The organism is Phenylobacterium sp. (assembly GCF_016793285.1).
Classification (GTDB): domain Bacteria; phylum Pseudomonadota; class Alphaproteobacteria; order Caulobacterales; family Caulobacteraceae; genus Phenylobacterium.
This window is the reverse complement of sequence record NZ_JAEUMO010000069.1, coordinates 1-17,088: the sequence shown is the minus strand read 5'-3', so window position 1 is coordinate 17,088 and position 17,088 is coordinate 1. Positions and strand designations below refer to the sequence as shown.

16 protein-coding genes and 1 tRNA gene are annotated in these 17,088 nt (G+C 68.8%); 6 read left to right on the top strand and 11 right to left on the bottom strand.

The genetic code is table 11. The features are described from left to right. Positions 1-46 precede the first annotated feature (46 nt). Positions 47-793 carry a hypothetical protein gene (locus JNL41_RS07125; RefSeq protein ID WP_293473583.1) on the top strand — a complete coding sequence of 249 codons (747 nt, stop codon included), beginning with the start codon at positions 47-49 and terminating at the stop codon, positions 791-793. A 131-nt stretch (positions 794-924) separates the two neighbouring features. Beyond that, complete coding sequence (locus JNL41_RS07120; protein WP_293473582.1) at positions 925-1,479, top strand: recombinase family protein; 555 nt, start codon at positions 925-927, stop codon at positions 1,477-1,479. On the opposite strand, the gene JNL41_RS07115 is transcribed toward JNL41_RS07120, so the two are convergent. Further along, the gene (locus tag JNL41_RS07115) at positions 1,476-1,736 is read right to left on the bottom strand and encodes a hypothetical protein (RefSeq protein ID WP_293473581.1); all 261 of its coding nucleotides are present in this window, start codon (positions 1,734-1,736) and stop codon (positions 1,476-1,478) included. The genes JNL41_RS07120 and JNL41_RS07115 overlap by 4 nt on opposite strands. A 152-nt stretch (positions 1,737-1,888) precedes the next feature. On the opposite strand from JNL41_RS07115, the gene JNL41_RS07110 reads away from it, so the two are divergent. Further along, on the top strand, positions 1,889-2,191 hold the full coding sequence (locus tag JNL41_RS07110) for a DNA-binding protein (RefSeq protein ID WP_293473580.1): 303 nt from the start codon (positions 1,889-1,891) through the stop codon (positions 2,189-2,191). A gap of 136 nt (positions 2,192-2,327) precedes the next feature. Here the strand turns inward: JNL41_RS07110 and JNL41_RS07105 are convergent, their stop codons facing one another. The 9 genes from JNL41_RS07105 to JNL41_RS07065 all read right to left on the bottom strand — a co-directional run bounded on the left by JNL41_RS07105 (position 2,328) and on the right by JNL41_RS07065 (position 12,659). Further along, positions 2,328-3,740: a hypothetical protein gene (locus tag JNL41_RS07105; RefSeq protein WP_293473579.1), complete on the bottom strand. Its 1,413-nt coding sequence runs from the start codon at positions 3,738-3,740 to the stop codon at positions 2,328-2,330. A 133-nt stretch (positions 3,741-3,873) separates the two neighbouring features. Then, positions 3,874-4,461 (bottom strand): hypothetical protein, encoded by a 588-nt coding sequence (locus tag JNL41_RS07100; protein ID WP_293473578.1) that lies wholly within the window; start codon positions 4,459-4,461, stop codon positions 3,874-3,876. 17 nt (positions 4,462-4,478) lie between these two features. After that, a complete protein-coding gene (locus JNL41_RS07095) occupies positions 4,479-4,811 on the bottom strand; it encodes a DUF6804 family protein (protein ID WP_293473577.1) in 333 nt (110 codons plus the stop codon). Continuing rightward, positions 4,811-6,268 (bottom strand): class I SAM-dependent DNA methyltransferase, encoded by a 1,458-nt coding sequence (locus JNL41_RS07090; protein WP_293473576.1) that lies wholly within the window; start codon positions 6,266-6,268, stop codon positions 4,811-4,813. The genes JNL41_RS07095 and JNL41_RS07090 overlap by 1 nt, the downstream gene beginning before the upstream one ends. Beyond that, positions 6,265-7,650 carry a restriction endonuclease subunit S gene (locus tag JNL41_RS07085; RefSeq protein ID WP_293473575.1) on the bottom strand — a complete coding sequence of 462 codons (1,386 nt, stop codon included), beginning with the start codon at positions 7,648-7,650 and terminating at the stop codon, positions 6,265-6,267. Before JNL41_RS07085 ends, JNL41_RS07090 begins: the two co-directional genes overlap by 4 nt. A gap of 48 nt (positions 7,651-7,698) precedes the next feature. Next, positions 7,699-10,437: a DEAD/DEAH box helicase family protein gene (locus tag JNL41_RS07080; RefSeq protein WP_293473574.1), complete on the bottom strand. Its 2,739-nt coding sequence runs from the start codon at positions 10,435-10,437 to the stop codon at positions 7,699-7,701. Between the two features lie 45 nt (positions 10,438-10,482). After that, entirely contained in the window at positions 10,483-10,677 is a 195-nt protein-coding gene (locus JNL41_RS07075; RefSeq protein ID WP_293473573.1) for a hypothetical protein, read from the bottom strand. Positions 10,678-10,769: 92 nt separating this feature from the next. Further along, positions 10,770-12,482, bottom strand: a complete 1,713-nt coding sequence (locus tag JNL41_RS07070) for a site-specific integrase (RefSeq protein ID WP_293473572.1) — start codon at positions 12,480-12,482, stop codon at positions 10,770-10,772. Between the two features lie 90 nt (positions 12,483-12,572). Beyond that, positions 12,573-12,659, bottom strand: a tRNA-Leu gene (locus JNL41_RS07065). A gap of 97 nt (positions 12,660-12,756) precedes the next feature. Between JNL41_RS07065 and JNL41_RS07060 the strand changes: the two genes are divergently transcribed. Together JNL41_RS07060 and JNL41_RS07055 are read left to right on the top strand one after the other, a co-directional pair. Further along, on the top strand, positions 12,757-13,728 hold the full coding sequence (locus tag JNL41_RS07060) for a complex I NDUFA9 subunit family protein (protein ID WP_293473571.1): 972 nt from the start codon (positions 12,757-12,759) through the stop codon (positions 13,726-13,728). Positions 13,729-13,807: 79 nt separating this feature from the next. Further along, positions 13,808-14,713, top strand: coding sequence for a sulfotransferase domain-containing protein (locus tag JNL41_RS07055; RefSeq protein ID WP_293473570.1), 906 nt, complete (start codon positions 13,808-13,810; stop codon positions 14,711-14,713). Positions 14,714-14,716: 3 nt separating this feature from the next. Here JNL41_RS07055 and JNL41_RS07050 read toward each other — a convergent pair whose 3' ends face one another. Continuing rightward, positions 14,717-15,517 (bottom strand): undecaprenyl-diphosphate phosphatase, encoded by an 801-nt coding sequence (locus JNL41_RS07050; RefSeq protein WP_293473602.1) that lies wholly within the window; start codon positions 15,515-15,517, stop codon positions 14,717-14,719. Between the two features lie 185 nt (positions 15,518-15,702). On the opposite strand from JNL41_RS07050, the gene JNL41_RS07045 reads away from it, so the two are divergent. Beyond that, on the top strand, positions 15,703-17,088 hold a 1,386-nt coding region (locus tag JNL41_RS07045), incomplete at its 3' end, for an NAD(P)-dependent oxidoreductase (protein WP_293473569.1).

The window sequence follows — 17,088 nt, the reverse complement described above, 5'->3', positions numbered from 1 at the left end:
GGCTCCTACATGGCAACACCTACAAAAGAGAGGGGGGACTGTCCGCATGAGCTACCGCTGGGGATTTGATCTCTTCGGCAGCAACCTGATCGCCGGCCTGAGCTGGTCGCTTCATGGTCCCGACATAGCCATCCTGCGCTACGAGGAGGATGACCGCCCGCCGGTCTACTTCTGGTCGTCCGTGCACCTCGATGAGCTTACGCCGGGACCCGAGCTGTTCGCACGCGCTGCCGCCCTCAAGGTGGTCTTCGACGGAGCCCTGTACCTGCTTACGAGCAGCTACCGACCCGACCGGCTGGGCGATCTGTACGACATGCGGAGTGATAAGCGGGTGTCCGCCTATGAGGTTGCGGCCGGCGGCGACCCCTTCTCCTCAACCATCGTCAGGCGCCCGCTCGACAAGGACGCGCGGAGGTTGGTCTCCGACCAGATGCTGGAAGGTGCCATCTACTTGGCTCGCAGCGACCTTGCTGTGCGAGGCATGCTGACGGTTCTCGGCACTCACGGCCTTACCTACGCGTCCCTCTATCAGTTGATGGACTTCTTGAAGACGCACGGCATGAGCGAGGACGACATTGTGGCCGCGGCGGGGTCCACCAAAGCCGAACTCAAGCGGTTCACGCACACGGCAAACAACTTCGCGGCCATCGGGCCTGCCGGCCGTCACGGCGACTTGGGTTATCAGCCACCACGCAAGCCAATGACCATCGACGAAGCGTCTGCGCTCATCCTTCCGGCGGCGCAGCGTTTTATCGCTAAGCGCATCGTTGCAACGATGAAGGCCACTTCGTAGCGGCCGTCTCACACGACCGTGGCCCAGCGAGACGTCTCACCACCCCTACTGTGTCGTCTCACAGAAGTCGATTTGACAATCTGAGACAACTCCGCCACAACATCTAAGAGTTCATTGAGACGGAGGCGAACATGATCGTCGGTTACGCACGGACTTCCACGACAGACCAGACGGCCGGCCTGGAGGCCCAGGAGCGCGACCTGAAGGCCGCCGGATGTGAGCGCCTCTTCATCGAGCAGGTGTCGTCGGTGGACGTGGTGGCGCGCGAGCAGCTTGCCCAGGCGCTCGACTTCATCCGCGAGGGCGACACCCTGGTTGTCACCAAGCTCGACCGACTGGCGCGCTCCGTGGCTCACCTCCTTGAGATCAGCGGGCGCATCAAGGCCAAGGGCGCGCACCTGCGTATCCTCGACCTCGCCATCGACACCTCCACGGCCACGGGCGAGCTGCTGCTCACCATGGTGGGCGCCATCGCCCAGTTCGAGCGCTCGATCATGCTGGAGCGCCAGCGCGAGGGGATCGCCAAGGCCAAGGCTGCCGGCAAGTACCGGGGCCGCAAGCCGACCGCCCGGGCTCAGGAAGGCGACGCCCGCCGGCTCGCCGCCGAGGGTCTGCGTCCCGTGGAGATCGCGCGCCGGCTCGGGATCAGCCGCGCCTCGGCCTACCGCCTGCTCGCAGCCGACTAGCGGCCCGCCGTTCGGCGGTAGTTTCCGAGTTCGATCTCGTCCATCAACATCGGCCCGCGGGTGTCGTCGTAGATCGGCGACAGGCCAAAGACGCGGAGCTTGCCATCGGGCAGTCGCTCCAACCGAGGATCGTCCGGTGCGGCGTGAGCGAGGATGTCTCTGAGGCCCGCCGCAGTCAGCAGCACCGCCCGGACCTCTACACCGTGCCGCTCGAAGGACTGACGCTCCAGTTCGAGCATCTCCAGTACCCTGCTCATGATCGCCTCCCTCTGAGCGCCGACACTAGTCCATGCGGGTGGCCCTAGACGACTCCTGCGACGCTCTGGCGGGCTGCCCACGAGGTCGCCGGTGGGGTACTAAGTGAACCTCTGATGGGGCCATCTGCGGCCCTCCGAGTGCGAGCGTAACAGTGCCCAAGCGTCCCAGCGGCAAGGACCGCACGAGCTACCAGCTCGCACTCCAGGATGTGGTCCCCACGTTCGACCCCCTGGAGATCAAGCCTGCGCCGAGCGCCGACCCGCGCCACTGGGTCATGGAGGCCGAGGCCGCGCGGATGCTAGGCCTCAGCAAGAAGGCGCTGGAGAGCCGCCGCGCCCGGGGAACGGGTCCCGCCCACCACAAACGCTACGGCTACGCCGCCTACTACCTCGACGACCTCGACGCCTGGGCGGCGTCCAAACCGAAGGGGTATCGCGCGCCCGCGCCGGACTGAGTTCCGAGGGGGGTGTCGCCCCTACTATGGAGCCGGATCGGGCACGTCCTTACGGCCCCCAGTATGGACCTCGAGGCCCCCCCCGAGGGGATGGCCCCCCAGTGAGAGCCGGGGAAGGGGATCATCACCCCATGCCTCAGCAGAGGACGCCCCGCACCCTCTCCTCCACGCCGGTGCCGCTCCATCCCTTCACCACCGGCCAGGCCGCGACGCCGCCGCGATCCGACAGCACGGCCCGATAGGCGAGGAACATCGTCTCTCCGAGCTTGTACTCATCCCGCGCTGCGACCACGAAGCTGTCATGCACCGGCAGCACCGGCCGGCCCCTCGCCGTGAAGTAAGCCAGCACGCCCGCGGCAATCCGGCTGTCGAGGTTCTGCAGCTCCAGCGCCCTGGCCGAGCGCAGCCAGGGCCGGATGGCCTCGTGCTTCGCCTCCAGGGCCGCCAGCAGGTCCCCATAGCTGCGCCCCCGGGGAAGCACGAGGTCGGCCGGCCTCCTGATCCCGGCGCCGGGACCGACCGCGAGGAGCTGGTTGAAGGCCACCTTGACGGCGCCCCGGTCCACGGGCGCCCACGCCCCGCCGAGGTCATAGGGGTCGTCCTCCAGGTCCAGCGGCCACCCCGCCAGGTGGTAGGCCATGCGGGGATGGAGCGCCTTGAAGTCCAGCTCCACCACCGGCTCGCCGTCGATGGTCAGCCGCTTCCGGTCAGCCGACGGCATGGTCATCCACCAGCCGCCGTAGAACCGCCCGCCGGCCCTCCAGGAGCCGTTGTTGAAGACCCGGTAGAGGCGGGCCCGGTGCAGCTCCACAGCCTCCCCAGCGCCCTCGTCCGCGTCCTCCAGCGGCCGGGTCATCGGGTCCCATCGGTCTCCCCCGGGGCGGATGTCGTGGCGCTGGGCGACCGCCGACCAGGCCCTCAGCTCCTCGCGCATCCGGCAGGTCTCGCCGGTGTCGTCGTAGCCGAGCAGTGGCTTCGTGCCGCCGCGCGTCGCCGCGGGGCCTTTGAGGACCACCAGTTCCGCGGCCTCGCGCACCCCGATGTCGTCCAGCCCGATGCCGCGGCCTGCGAAGTACGCTACCAGCCGATCCGTCGCCCGCAGTCGTGAGCGGTAACCCCCGCCGCCCAGCGCCTGGCGCCGGTAGCTGCCCGCCCTCGTCTCGGCGTAGCTGCCCGCCTCCAGGAACCCCACCACCGCCTCGACGGTCGTTCGCGTCGCCTCGGGATGGACATACCGCCGCTGCAGGGCCTCGTAGTCGGCGTTGCGGCGTGAATACGCCAGCCACCGCTCCGCGTCCTCGCCGGCCGCCGCGAACAGGTCCAGCGCAATGGCCCCCAGCGTGGCCTCCAGGCGCGCCCGGTCGTCCGCACGCCGCGCCCGCCGGCGAGGCTCCCAGGCTTCCATCTGCACGAGCAGTTCGGCCAGCGCCGCCCTTGCCGCCGGCGTGGCGGGCGCCCGGTCCCACGACAGGGGCCGGCTGTTCCTCAGATGAGGGCGGTCGGGGAAGGGCGCGACGGCCGCCGCGTCGCTGGAGGGTGATACGCGCACTAGGACCGCGACTACCGCCCGCCGCCCCGGCCCGCAACGCGCAGCCTGACGCACCGGCGCCGTCGCACGCCCGCTCCCGCTTGCCCGCCCCTGCTTTGTTTCCGGGTTCGACCCGAACAGGCGCCAGTCATCGCTATCCGACCGCCGGCGACCCGAATGAGATGCGATCCAGCGTCAGTGTCATGCTGTCGAGCCCGCCCTGCTGCTCTGTCGCGACAATGCTGCCGTGCGCACGAAGGTGAAAACACTGCGCCTCAACGTCCTCCAACGCGACGCCAAGCCTCTCCAGAGCGGTCACGTCCCCGAGGTCTCTCAGGTCGCCCCAAGTGGGCTCGTGGAACCATGCGTCGGCCTTTTCAGTGGCCTCGACGCAGCGCCGAAAGATGCTAGGGGTGACATTGAGCTGCAGGAACAGGTTCTGCTCAGGGGCAATGAGCCGCCCCGTCGCTGACAGTCCCTCGTCCTGGTTCTGCCACACGCTTAGCATCGCCCGGTAGAAGGTCGACTTGGGCGTCGACAACCAGGATGGGACACGCACCAGCGCAGCAACGCCCCGCGTCATCGCGCACCCAAACTGCTCCATCTCAGAAGCCCGCTCTTCCGACGCCAACGCGGGCAAGTCCAGGGTGAAACCGTACTCGGCGAGCTCGCGATGGAAGAGGCAGTCGATCCAGACTTCGAGATCATCCGAACTGCTCGCAAGCCTGTTCTCGAACCGCATGGGGTACTCTCTGGTGGTCAAGCGGCGGGCCTCCTCAGGGTCCATCCCAGGACCGCGAACGGAAACGCCGAGACAAGGTTGAGGACGCTCCAGGTGTCGCGGTCGAAGTGGACCCGGAACACCGGGTTGTAGAGGATCGCCAGCCCGACGAAGAGCCAGCCCAGCCACGACCTCTGGCCGGCCGACAGCAGGGCATAGGCCGTGTAGACGGAGGCCCCGCACACCATCAGGCGCAGAAGCGTGTAGAACCCGTACGGCCACCACGGCGCGACGGCCACGACCAGCAGCGCCAGGGGCACGGCCCAGACGGGCGCCGGAAGCCGGGCCTGGAGGTCGCCGTCCGCGGCCATCAGGCGTCCGCCTTGGCCAGCGCCGCCGCCACCTTGCGGAACTTCTCCAGCGCCAGCTCCAGGTTCTCGACGATCTCCGCGGCGACCTCGTCGGGCGGCGGGAGGCTGTCGGGGTCGATGTGGCCGTCGTCCTTGCGCCAGAAGATGTCGAGGTTGAGCTTGTCGCGGCCCTTCACGTCGTCATAGGCGAATCGCCGGAACCGCTCGCTCTCCTGCCGCTCATGCTGGCGGCCGGTCTTGAAGGCCGCCACGAAGTCGTCCAGGTCAGCGCGCTTCAGAGGCCGCTCGCGCAGCGTGAACCGCTGGTTGGTGCGGAAGTCGTAGACCCACAGCGCCTCGGTCGCGACGCCCTCGCCCGCCGGGGCGCGGTCGAAGAACAGCACGTTGGCCTTCACGCCCTGCTTGTAGAAGATCCCGGTGGGCAGCCGCAGCAGGGTGTGGAACCGGAACTCGGTGAGCAGCCTCTTCCGCAGCGTCTCGCCAGCCCCGCCCTCGAACAGCACGTTGTCGGGCAGCACCACCGCAGCGGTCCCCTGCGGGCCCATCACCGACATGATGTGCTGCAAGAAGTTCAGTTGTTTGTTGCCCGTGGTGACCGTGAAGTCCTCGCGGACATAGTCCTGCCGCTCGGTGTCGATCCCGCCCCCGTCGTTGACGATGCGGAACGACTGGCGCTTCCCGAACGGCGGGTTGGCCAGGATAATGTCCCAGCTCTCGGCCGGCTTGGTCAGCAGGGCGTCCGCCGCGACCACCGGCGACGCGTCGCCGCCGATCCCGTGCAGGTAGAGGTTCATGGCGCACAGCCGCACCACCTCGGGCACGATGTCGTAGCCGCGGAAGGTCTCGCGCCGCAGCCGTTCGTTGACCTTGCGGTCCCGCGCCGCGGGCTTGGCCTTCATGTGCTCGTAGGCGGCCAGCAGGAACCCACCGGTCCCACAGGCAGGGTCGCAGATGGTCTCCGTGGGTTGCGGGTCGACCACCTCGACCATGGCCTGGATGAGCGCCCGCGGGGTGAAGTACTGGCCCGCCCCACTCTTCACCTCGCCGGCGTTCCGCTCCAGCAGGCCCTCGTAGATTGTGCCCTTTACGTCCACGTTCACGCCCATCCAGGTCTCGCCGTCGATCAGGCTGACCAGGCGCTGGAGCTTGGCGGGATCGTCGATCTTGCTCTCGGCCTTGAGGAACAGCGTGCCGACGAAGTCGGTGCGTTTCGAGAGCTTGGCCAGCGCGTCCTTGTAGTGGGCGTCGAGCGCCTCCCCGGACTTCGACCGCAGGGTCTCCCACTGGAACTCCGGGGGGATCAGCGAGGGCTCGCCGAGCAGCTTGGTCCGCTCGTCGTCCATCTTCAAGAACAGGAGGAAGCTGATCTGGCCGACGTATTCACCGTAGCTGACGCCCTCGTCGCGCAGCACGTGGGCGTAGTTCCAGACTTTGCTGATGAGCGTCTGTTCGTTCACGCGACGAGGTCTCCCCGGAAGGCGGCGGCGAGGACACCAGCGCGAAGCGCGTCGACGGTTGAGACGTCAATCCAGTCGTCTGGCGCGACTGAAAGCGAGGTGCGAACTCGCCTCGCAATCTCCGCTTGCTCATCTAGAGGCGGAATGGGGAATGCGAAGCCGGCAAGCTGCCTCGTGTACATGTGTTGGATGAGACTGCCAGTGTTCAGGTCGCCGACAAATCGCCTGAAGATTGGAGATTGGAAGACACGAAGGAGGAACTCCGGGTCCACAAGGCTAGGCGTGAGACGCGCCAGTCGCTGGTTTAGGAGACACCGGTCGTCGGAACCGGTTCGGCACACCCTGCCGAGAAAATCGTCCCTTAGAGACTGGGCCGTGAGGTTCATAATCAGCTCGCCCCCGCGAACCAAAAGGTCGTCGTTCTCAGCCGCGTACCGCTCTGGGAGTCGACGCGTGTTGTCGGGCGTCCAGGCTAAGGCCCCGCTTGCACTCAGATTGCCGGGTCGAAGGAGCTTCACCCCTTCTGAGCTGTAGTCTGTGCTGGGGAACGCCCGTCCGTTCTGCGAGGACCCAACTTGATCCCAGGTGGCCCATGTCCAGTCAGCGGGCAGCGGCGAACGTTCTGCCTCATTGGGTGAGCTTCCGTTCTCGCTCCTGCCGGGCCGGCTGACCCCTTGCTCCTTCCGCAGCTGAGCGATCCGCTCCACAAGTTGCCCGCCCGTCTCGCTCACGGATCGCCCACGCCGCCAGTCAGAGGTTAGGTCACCCATGACTGCGGCCTGGAGCACGCTTCGGCGATAGGCATCAAACTGCATGCAAGCACGTGCGTAGGATCGCCGACCTTCGCCAATCTCAGTGAAGAGTTCTTCGATCCGGTCGACGATCCGCCGTTGGGTCCCGGGAGCAGGAAGCGGAACAGGGCGTCGCATCAGCCGGCCCGCTTCGATGCTGTTCACTGTTGTGCCGTTCTTGGAGCACTCGCCAAGGACATCATCAGCCGTTCGGCGCAGGTAGTAAGCGAGGAACCTCGGGTCCACATCCGGCCGCGGATGGAGTGCGCGGAGGTCCTGGTTGATCGTCACATCCCGACGTGTCACCGCTACGGGAAAGCTGTGCTTCAGGATGCCCGACCGCATTACGCAAACAACTGACCCTGACGGTATGCGTTTCGCGGCCGAGTTCCGGATCGCCTCGTCTGTGATCTTGTCCTCGGCATCGTCGATGTAGTCGGCCTTCATGTCCTTCGCCGAGACCCAGGGCACGCTCCCGCCAGTCCAGAACGCGGGGTTAGCTTTGGACGGCGTCCCGCCGCCGTACCAGTCCCCGAGGCTACCTAGCAGCTCCCAGCGCCAGCCGTCGGGCAGCTTCCACGGGCCGTCCACGGGCCCGGCCTCCACCGCCGCGCGATTCCCCCTCGACACCAACTCCCCCTACGCCACCAGCGCGTCCGACAGGTCTTCGATGAGCCCGTCCAACCGCGATCCGAACGCCTGACGTGCGGCGATCACGCCGCCCCGCTCGGCGAACTGGGGGAGTTCCTGAAGGTCGCGGAGGTGCAGGTCAACGTTGGCGGCCAGATGGTCGCGGATCGCCTCCAGCCAGGCCCGCTGCTCGGCCGTGTAGGCACGCCCCGCCCGCTCCTCGCGGCCGATCCACAGGTTGAAGCGGCCGGCCACCTCGGACGACAGCGGGGCGAGCGTCTCGGCCTGGCCCAGCGCATAGCGCACCAGCGCCACCACGTCGGTTAGCACCCGCGCCGGATCGGCCCGCAGGGCGCCGTTCGAGAGCCGCTTGTAGGCGTGCCACACGGCCGCGGGCTCCAGCAGCCAGGGGGGCCGCGCCAACGCGCTCCGCAGCTCCTCCAGGCTCTCGTAGGTCAGCCGACGGGCCGCGTAGGGCTTGCCGTAGAGGATGCTGAGCGCCGTCAGCTCGTCCTGGTTCTCGTCCAGGAACTGCCGGAACTTCCCGGTCATCGCCTCGGCCGCGCCGGCGTCGAACCCCGTCGAGATCACCGCGTCGGGCGTGAACTCGTCGATCACCACCTCGCTCTGAGACTTCAGCTCGATGAGCACCTTGCGCAGCCTGGGGTCGTCGAACACCCGCAGCGCCTCCTGCCTCAGCCGTGCCGCCGTCTCGTCGAACCGGGCAGCTAAGACCGCGCCCGGCGTCGCCTCCTGGGCGGCGGCCTCGATGCGGTCGTTGTCCAGCGACTCCAGGAGCCCGGCAGCGATGTCCTTGGGCGTGCGCCCGCCGGTGACGGCCGCCACCCGCGCCCGGTCCTCGTCGGTCAGCTTGCGGTCCAGGGCGGCCAGCCGCGCGGCCAGGGTGGAGACCACGTCGGGGTCGCTGCGCCCGCTGGCGACCTGTTCCAGCAGCTTGTCGAACGCGACCACCCGCTCCCGCTCCATCGGCGCGGAGATGGTCTTGGCGCTCTCGGTCACGCCCACCGCGTCGATGATGACGAAGCGGTCCTTGGTGCGGGCGTCGGGCGTCACCTTGGCGAGGTCGGCGTCCGCCACGGTGCGCACGCCCCGGCCCTTCATCTGCTCGAAGTAGAGCGCCGACTTCACGTCCCGCAGGAAGACCAGCACCTCTACCGGCTTGATGTCGGTGCCCGTGGCGATCATGTCGACCGTTACCGCGATGCGCGGGTTGTAGCTGTTGCGGAACGCCGCAATCAGCGTCTCCGGGTCCACGTTGCCGGTGTTGTAGGTAATCTTCTTGGCGAACTCGTTGCCCTTGCCGAACACCTCGCGGGCGATGTGGACCACCTCCTCGGCGTGGTGGTCATCCTTGGCAAAGATCAGGGTCTTCGGGACCTCGTCGCGGCCGGGGAACAGCTCCGTCGACAGAGTGTCCCTGTAGGTCTCCAGGACCGTCCTGATCTGGTTGGGCGCGATGACCGAGCGGTCCAGTTCGCTGGGCGCGTAGATCAGGTCGTCGGTCAGCTCCTCGTACCGCTGGCGGCGGGTGTGGCGGTCGCGACGGGGCACGGTGAACCCGGCAGGCACCCTGCCGCCCCGCTCGCCGATCTCCGTGCGGATGCGGAACACCTCGAAGGGCACGTTGACGCCGTCGATGACGGCGCGCTCGTAGGGGTACTCGGCCACGAGGTTCTTCTGGAAGTAGCCCAGGGTGTGCGCCGAGGGCGTCGCGGTGAGGCCGATGGTGAAGGCGTCGAAGTACTCCAGCACCTGCCGCCAGGTGCCATAGATCGAACGGTGGCACTCATCGACGATGACCACGTCGAAGGTCTCGGGCGGCATGTCGGCGCTATAGGCGACGGCCCTAGGCGACCCTCGGGTCTCCCCCTCGTAGGCGCTGACCTCTTCGTCCTCCTCGCTCAACTCCTGGCCCGAGAGCTGCGCGAACACCCGCTGGATGGTCGAGATGACCACCTTGGCGTCCCGGTCGAGCCCCGCGGTGCCCAGGCGCTGGACGTTGTACAGCTCGGTGAACAGCCGCCCCGTGCCCGGTGGGCGATACGCCTGGAACTCCTTGAGGGTCTGGCGGCCGAGGTTGTTGCGGTCGACGAGGAAGAGGACGCGCTTGGCGTCGGCGTGGGCCAGGAGACGGTACGCCAGCGTGGCTGCCGTGAAGGTCTTTCCGGCCCCCATGGTCATCTGGACAAGGGCGCGCGGCTTGCCGCCCGCCAGGGAGGCCTCCAGGGCAGTGATGGCTTCCGTCTGGCAGTCGCGGAGGCCCGTGACGTCGAGCGGCGGGAGCCCCTGCAGGCGGCCCCTAAGGGACGTCCCGGCCTTCAGCCACTCCAGCAGCGTGGCGGGCTGGTGGAAGCCGAAGAGGTAGCGCGACCGCTGCTCGTGATCGGCTCGGTCGCTGAAGAGTATCTCCGACCCGCTGGCCTCGTAGTCGAACCGCAGGGGATCGCCCCAGTTGCCCAGGTGGCCGGGGAGCTTGTCCTGATAGCCGGACGCTTGGTCGGCCACGCCGGACAGCGTCACCCCTTCCGGCTTGGCCTCGATGACCCCGCATGCCCTACGATCCACGAAGAGCAGGTAGTCGCACGGCCCGGCCGCCAGCGGGTACTCCCGCACGGCCACGCCCAGCCCAGCGCCGAGGTTCATCTCGTCGCGGTCCTGTACGATCCAGCCCGCCCCCTCAAGCTGAGCGTCGATGAGCTGGCGCGCTTTCTGTTCCGGCGTCGCCACGAGGGCACTTTGGGTTGCATGCGCCGCCGTGGCAACGGGCGCTCGTCAGAAGGGGTTGGCCCTGCATCGGTCCATCAGCTCTCCCCACTCGCTGACCGAGAACTCGCCTCGGAGGCGGTTGAGGACGTACCTGGAGATGGCGTGGCGGCGCATGATCTCGGGTTCGGATCGTGCGTCCGCCATGTCGATGAGGACGGCGCGTCGCAAGGCGTCGCGCGAGGGGTGGTTTCCGGTCTTCATGAGGAGCCTTCGTTGGTGAAGGCGTCGCAACTAGACCCTTTTGCCCGTCGCCGCTGACCTATTCGCGAACATCCATGGGATGTCTTTCAGCGTCATGCCGCCGCCTCGACGCCACCGGCGACCGGGATGCCGACCGCCGGATAAGCGACCTTGCCAAGCTGCGCTGCGAGTTGCTCCATGTTCCGCCCGTTCCCGTAAGCCGCGGCCACCGGGTCCGCCCCGCGCTGCCGGCCCGCCAGCACCTTGCCCTCCAGCGTCTCCTCTATGCCGGCGTCGCGCAGCGCGTCCTGGAAGCTGTGGCGCAGGGAGTGCAGCGTGAGGTTCCCGCTGTTGACGCCCTGCCCGCGCAGGCCGCGCGCCTCCAGGAGACGGCGGAACCAGTCGGTCACGTGGTCCCCGTAGTGGCCGTTGGCGTCCTGCCGCGCCTCCGGGAAGAGCTGCCGGTCCCCGGCGCGCCGCCGCGCCTCCACGTAGTCGAGGAAGCCCAGCCGGATCAGCTCGGGATGGATGGGCAGGAACCGCTTGGTGTGGCGGTTCTTCAGTCGCCGAAGGTCGTTCGGCTTGACGTCGATGGCCGCGACGCCGTCCCGCTCCACGATCTCCTCGGTCAGCAGCCCGCACGGCTCGCCGATTCGCAGGCCGTGGTAGAGCGACAGCAATGGCGCCCAGTAGAGCGACGGCTTACCCCCGGGCGCCGTATCGCCAGTGGACCAGGGCGCACCGCCGAACACGGCGGCGAGCTGGTCGGGCGTGAAGGCGTCCCGCTTGTCCTGCGGCGCGACCGCCTCCACCACGCGGAGCCCCACGAAGGGATTGTACTCCGTCCAACGCTCGCGCAGGCCCCAGCCGAAAAGAGCGACGCTGAGGGCCATGTAGCTGTCGTTTATGGACTTCGGGCTGATCGTCGGCAGGCCGAGCGACTGGGCCGCGGCGACGGCCGCAGGGACGGGCAGCGCCGCCAGTTCCCGGTTCTTGCCTAGGTTCCGCGGTAGGCCCTTCACCACCTCGAACACCTCGCGGGCCGCCTCGCGGTCCACCGAGCGCACCTCGCGGTTTGCCCCCAGGGTGTCCCTGAGGACCCTGAAGACGGGCCTGTAGGCGTTCACGGTCGACTGCGACCACCGCGCGGCGTTGTCTGCCTCATAGGCGCCGATGAGCCCGTCCAGCGTCCGCGATGTCGGCGCCGCCGCGACGGACGGCTCGGCCGCCTCTAGCTCCTGGAGGATCGGGTCCGCCGGCCGGTGGCCGAACTCGCCGCGCATCTTCGCGAGCGCCGTCTCCTCCAGGGCGATCCAGGCGCGCATGAGGGTCTGGCACAGGAGCCCGAACGAGGCGTCCTCCCGGTCCACGTTGAGGCCCGTGCGCGAGAGGAGGCCGTCCACCAGCGGATAGAGGGTCGAGTAGTCCGCCTCGCCGAGCTGGCGGCGCTTGCGGACCAGCCCCTCCTCCTGCGTCTCGATGAACCGACGCCGCTCCTCGCGCTCCACTGCGTCGCGCTGCTGGGGCCGAGGGTTCGGCTCGAACGCGCCCTGCGCGGCCTCGTACCACCGCGCCACCAGCAGCGTGATCTCACCAGCGCCGAGCGGCCGGGGCGCGGCCTCCAACTGTCGCGCCTTGGCCACCGCGACGGCGTTCTGGAACTCTTGGAGGGCTCCCGGCAGCCTGAGAAGCGCCTCGGAACGGCTGTCCGTCCGCAGCGAACGCTTGAAACTGCCGTCCCCGAGCGCGCCCCAAATCTCCTTGGGCCACCTCACACGGCAGTACCAACGGCCGCCGACCTGAACCAGATACTGGGTGTTCTTCATCTCGCGTGCTGCCCCATGTGTACCAACGATGTGTACCGGGGCTCTCAAAAACGCGAGGAAACTCAACTACATCAATCACCTATCGGACGGTGGTGCCCAGGAAAGGACTCGAACCTTCACGGCCGTTAAGCCACTGGCACCTGAAGCCAGCGCGTCTACCAATTCCGCCACCTGGGCCCCGTCCGTCGGATCGGGAGGCGGCTACATATGGCAACGCCCCGGTGGGGTCAACGGCCCGATTGCGAGGGGACGCAGCATCGTCTAATCCGCGGCCATGCAGAACCTCGTCACCGTGTTCGGCGGCTCCGGCTTCGTGGGCTCCCAGGCCGTCCGCTACCTCGCCAAGGCCGGCTGGCGCGTGCGGGTCGCGGTCCGCAACCCCAGCCTCGCGCACACGATGCGCCTGCTGGGCGACGTGGGCCAGGTGGACGTCGTCCAGGCCAACGTCCGCGACCTGCCCTCGGTGGAGCGGGCGCTGGCGGGCGCCACGGCGGCGCTGAACCTCGTGGGCGTGCTCTACGAGACCGGCCGCCAGGGCTTCCAGGCCGTCCAGGTGAAGGGCGCCGAGAACGTCGCCGTCGCCGCGAAGGCCCAGGGCGTGGAACGCGTGGTCCACGTCTCGGCGATCGGGGCCGACCCGCAGTCGCCCTCGAAGTACGCCCGCACCAAGGCCGAGGGCGAGGCGGCGGTGCGCGCGGTCCATCCCGACGCCGCGATCGCGCGGCCGAGCGTCGTGTTCGGCGTCGGCGACCGGTTCTTCAACAAGTTCGCGGCGATGGCGCAGTTCGCCCCGGCCCTGCCCCTGATCGGCGGCGGCCACACCCGTTTCCAGCCGGTGTTCGTGGGCGACGTGGGCCGGGCGCTGGCGAAGATCGTCGTGGACCCGGCGTCGGCCGGGCAGACCTTCGAGCTCGCCGGCCCCGCCACCTACAGCTTCCGCGAGCTGATGGAGGCCATGATGGCCGAGACGCAGCAGCGCCGCCTGCTGGTTCCCGTCCCCTGGCCCGCGGCCCGGGTGCTGGGCGGCCTGTTCGACCTGGGCGCGTTCCTGGTCCCGCCGCCGGTCACCGCCGACCAGGTGGAGGCGCTGCGGACCGACAACGTGGCCGGCGGCGGCCACCCGGGCCTCGCTGACCTCTGCGTCACGCCGACGACGCTCGAGGCGGTGCTGCCGACCTACCTCTACCGGTATCGCAAGGGCGGGCAGTACGCGGACCAGGAGCAACGGGCGTTGGCTGGACTCTGACGCAGGATCGGTCTGCATTCGCGCAGGCATCCAGGGCGGCGCGGCGGGGGTGACCCGAGCTCGATGACAGGAGCCTGAATTGCCCGCCGGACCAGGCCTGCCCCACAAGACCCGCGACTTCGCCAACCACCATATGGACTCGACCTACTGGGACGGGTTCGCCTTCCGCGACGACGACGTCATCGTCTCCACCTACGCCAAGTCCGGCACCACCTGGACCCAGCAGATCGTCGCCCAGTTGATCTTCGCCGGCGACCCCGACGTCTCGGTCGCCGAGATCTCGCCCTGGTGGGACATGCGCATCGTGCCGGACGCGGTCCGCGACATGGTCGACGCCCAGACCCACCGCCGCGTCGTGAAGACCCACCTGCCCGCCGACGCGTTGGAGATCTCGCCGAGAGCCAAGTACCTCTACGTCGGGCGCGACGGCCGCGACGTGGTGTGGAGCCTGCACCACCACCACACCGGCTTCCGGCCCGACGTGTTCGACCTGTTCAACAATGCGCCGCGGCCGCTGGTCGGCGAGAGGTTCGGCCCGGCCGAGCCGGACGTGCGGCGCTACTTCCACACCTGGCTCGAGGAGGACGGCCGGCCGTTCTGGTCGTTCTGGGAGAACACCTCGACCTGGTGGGCGCTGCGCCGCCTGCCGAACGTGAAGCTGGTCCACTTCGCCAACCTGAAGGCCGACCTCGCGGGAGAGATGCGTGGGATCGCCGCGTTCCTCGACATCGGGATCTCGGAGGCCGACTTCGCCCGCGCCGTCAGGCACTCCACCTTCGACTGGATGAAGGCCAATGCGCCGCGGATCGCGCCGCTGGGCGGCGATCCCTGGGAGGCCGGCGCCGGCCACTTCATCAACAAGGGTGTGAACGGCCGCTGGCGGGACGTGCTGAGCCCGGCGGAAAGCCTGGCCTACGAGCAGAAGGCCGTCGAGATGCTGGGGCCGGCGTGCGCCCGCTGGGTCGCGACCGGCGAAGGCGCCTGAGGCTCAGGCGAAGGTCAGGAGCGCCAGGCCGATCCCGCCGATCGCGATGCGCAGCCAGCCGAAGGGCGCGAGCCCGCGGCTGGTGACCACCGCCAGCATCGTGCGGATCACCACGATCGCCACCAGGAAGGCCACCACGAAGCCGATGGCGATCAGCGGCAGGGTGTCGCCGGTCAGTTGGTCGCGGCTCTGCCAGGCGTCCAGCACGAAGGCGCCCAGCATGGTCGGGATCGCCAGGAAGAAGGTGAACTCGGCCGCGGCCCGCTTCTCTACCCCGAACAGCATCCCGCCGACGATCGTGGCGCCCGAGCGCGAGACGCCGGGCATCATCGCCAGCACCTGGAAGAGGCCGATCGCCAGCGCCTTGGTCAGCGGCAGCTTGAACGGGTCGTGCGCGGTCGGCCGCGGCGCCATCCGGTCGATGAACAGCAGCACGACGCCGCCCAGGATCAGCGAGATGCACTGCACCTCGGGCGTCTCGAACAGCACCGCCTTGATGAAGTCGTGCAGCAGGAGGCCGAGCACCACCGACGGCAGGAAGGCCACGATGACAGTCAGCGCGAACTTGCGCGCCTCGGGGTCGCTGGGCAGCGAGATCACCTGCTTCCAGAGCTTCCCGAAGTAGAGGACGACCACGGCCAGGATCGCGCCGAGCTGGATCATCACCGCGAAGGTGTCCCAGAAGCCGTCGGGCAGGCCCATCGCCTTCTTGGCCAGCAGCATCATGCCGGTCGAGGAGACCGGGATGAACTCCGTCAGGCCCTCGATGACGCCAAGGATGATCGCATAGACCCAGTCCGGCAGCACGAGGCTCAACTCCGCGTTTCGAGGCGGGGACCATAGGGCCCGAATCTAATGATCTCAAAATTGGACTATATGGAGCGCCGATGCGCTTCCGAAGGCCGCACATGACCGACTGGCCCGTTCATATAGTCCTATAACGGTATCATCGGCTTCCCGGCCGCCGCTCCGGCGTCTAGAGGGCGCGCATGGCCGAGCGCATGCTGAAGTTCACCGTCACGCCCCGCACCACGCCCGAGAAGCGTGGGGCGCAGGCGCGCGCGCAGGATTTCCACGAGATCTACCGCGACTTCATCGACGCGAAGGCCCGCGAGCAGGCGTCGCGGTGCAGCCAGTGCGGCGTGCCGTTCTGCCAGACGCATTGTCCGCTCCACAACAACATCCCCGACTGGCTGCGGATGACCGCCGAGGGGCGGTTCGAGGAGGCCTACCAGCTCTCCCAGGCGACCAATCCGATGCCCGAGGTCTGCGGCCGCATCTGCCCGCAGGACCGCCTCTGCGAGGGGAACTGCGTCATCGAGCAGTCGGGCCACGGCACGGTGACCATCGGGGCCGTCGAACGCTACCTGACCGACAAGGCCTGGGCCGAGGGCTGGGTGAAGCCGGTCGCGGTCGGCGCCGACCGCGGGCAGTCGGTGGGGATCGTGGGCGCCGGCCCGGCGGGCCTCGCCGCCGCCGAGCGGCTGCGCGAACTGGGCTACGGCGTCACCGTCTACGACCGCCACGACCGGCCGGGCGGCCTGCTGGTCTACGGCATCCCCGGCTTCAAGCTCGAGAAGGAGGTCGTGGAGCGCCGCACGCGCCGGCTGGCCGAGGGCGGCGTCGAATATGCGCTGAACTTCGAGGTCGGCCGCGACGCGACGCTGGCCGACCTGCGGGCCAGGCACCAGGCGGTCTTCGTCGCCACGGGCGTCTACCGGGCGCGCGACATGGCCGTGCCGGGCGTGGGCTCGCAGGGCGTGGTCGCCGCGCTCGACTACCTCGTCGCGTCCAACCGCAAGGGCCTGGGCGACGCCGTGCCCGACTTCGACTCCGGCCGGCTGGACGCGGCGGGCAAGGCCGTCGTGGTGGTCGGCGGCGGCGACACGGCGATGGACTGCGTGCGCACCGCCATCCGCCAGGGCGCGACCTCGGTCACCTGCCTCTACCGCCGCGACCGGGCGAACATGCCGGGCTCGGACCGGGAGGTCTCCCACGCCATCGAGGAGGGCGTGATCTTCGAATGGCTGGCCGCGCCGAAGGCGGTCACGGGCGAGGCGCTGAAGGCGGCCGGCGTCGTCGCCGCGCGCATGCGCCTCGGCCCGCCGGACGCCTCCGGCCGCCAGGCCCCGGAGGAGGTCGAGGACGGCGCCTTCGACCTCAGCGCGGATCTCGTCATCAAGGCCCTGGGTTTCGATCCCGAGGACCTCCCCGCCGCCTTCGCCGCGCCGGAACTGGCCGTCACCCGCTGGGGCACGCTGAAGGCCGACCTGCGCACGCAGATGACCTCGATCCCGGGCGTCTTCGCCGGCGGCGACGTCGTGCGCGGCGCGAGCCTCGTCGTCTGGGCCATCCGCGACGGCCGCGACGCCGCC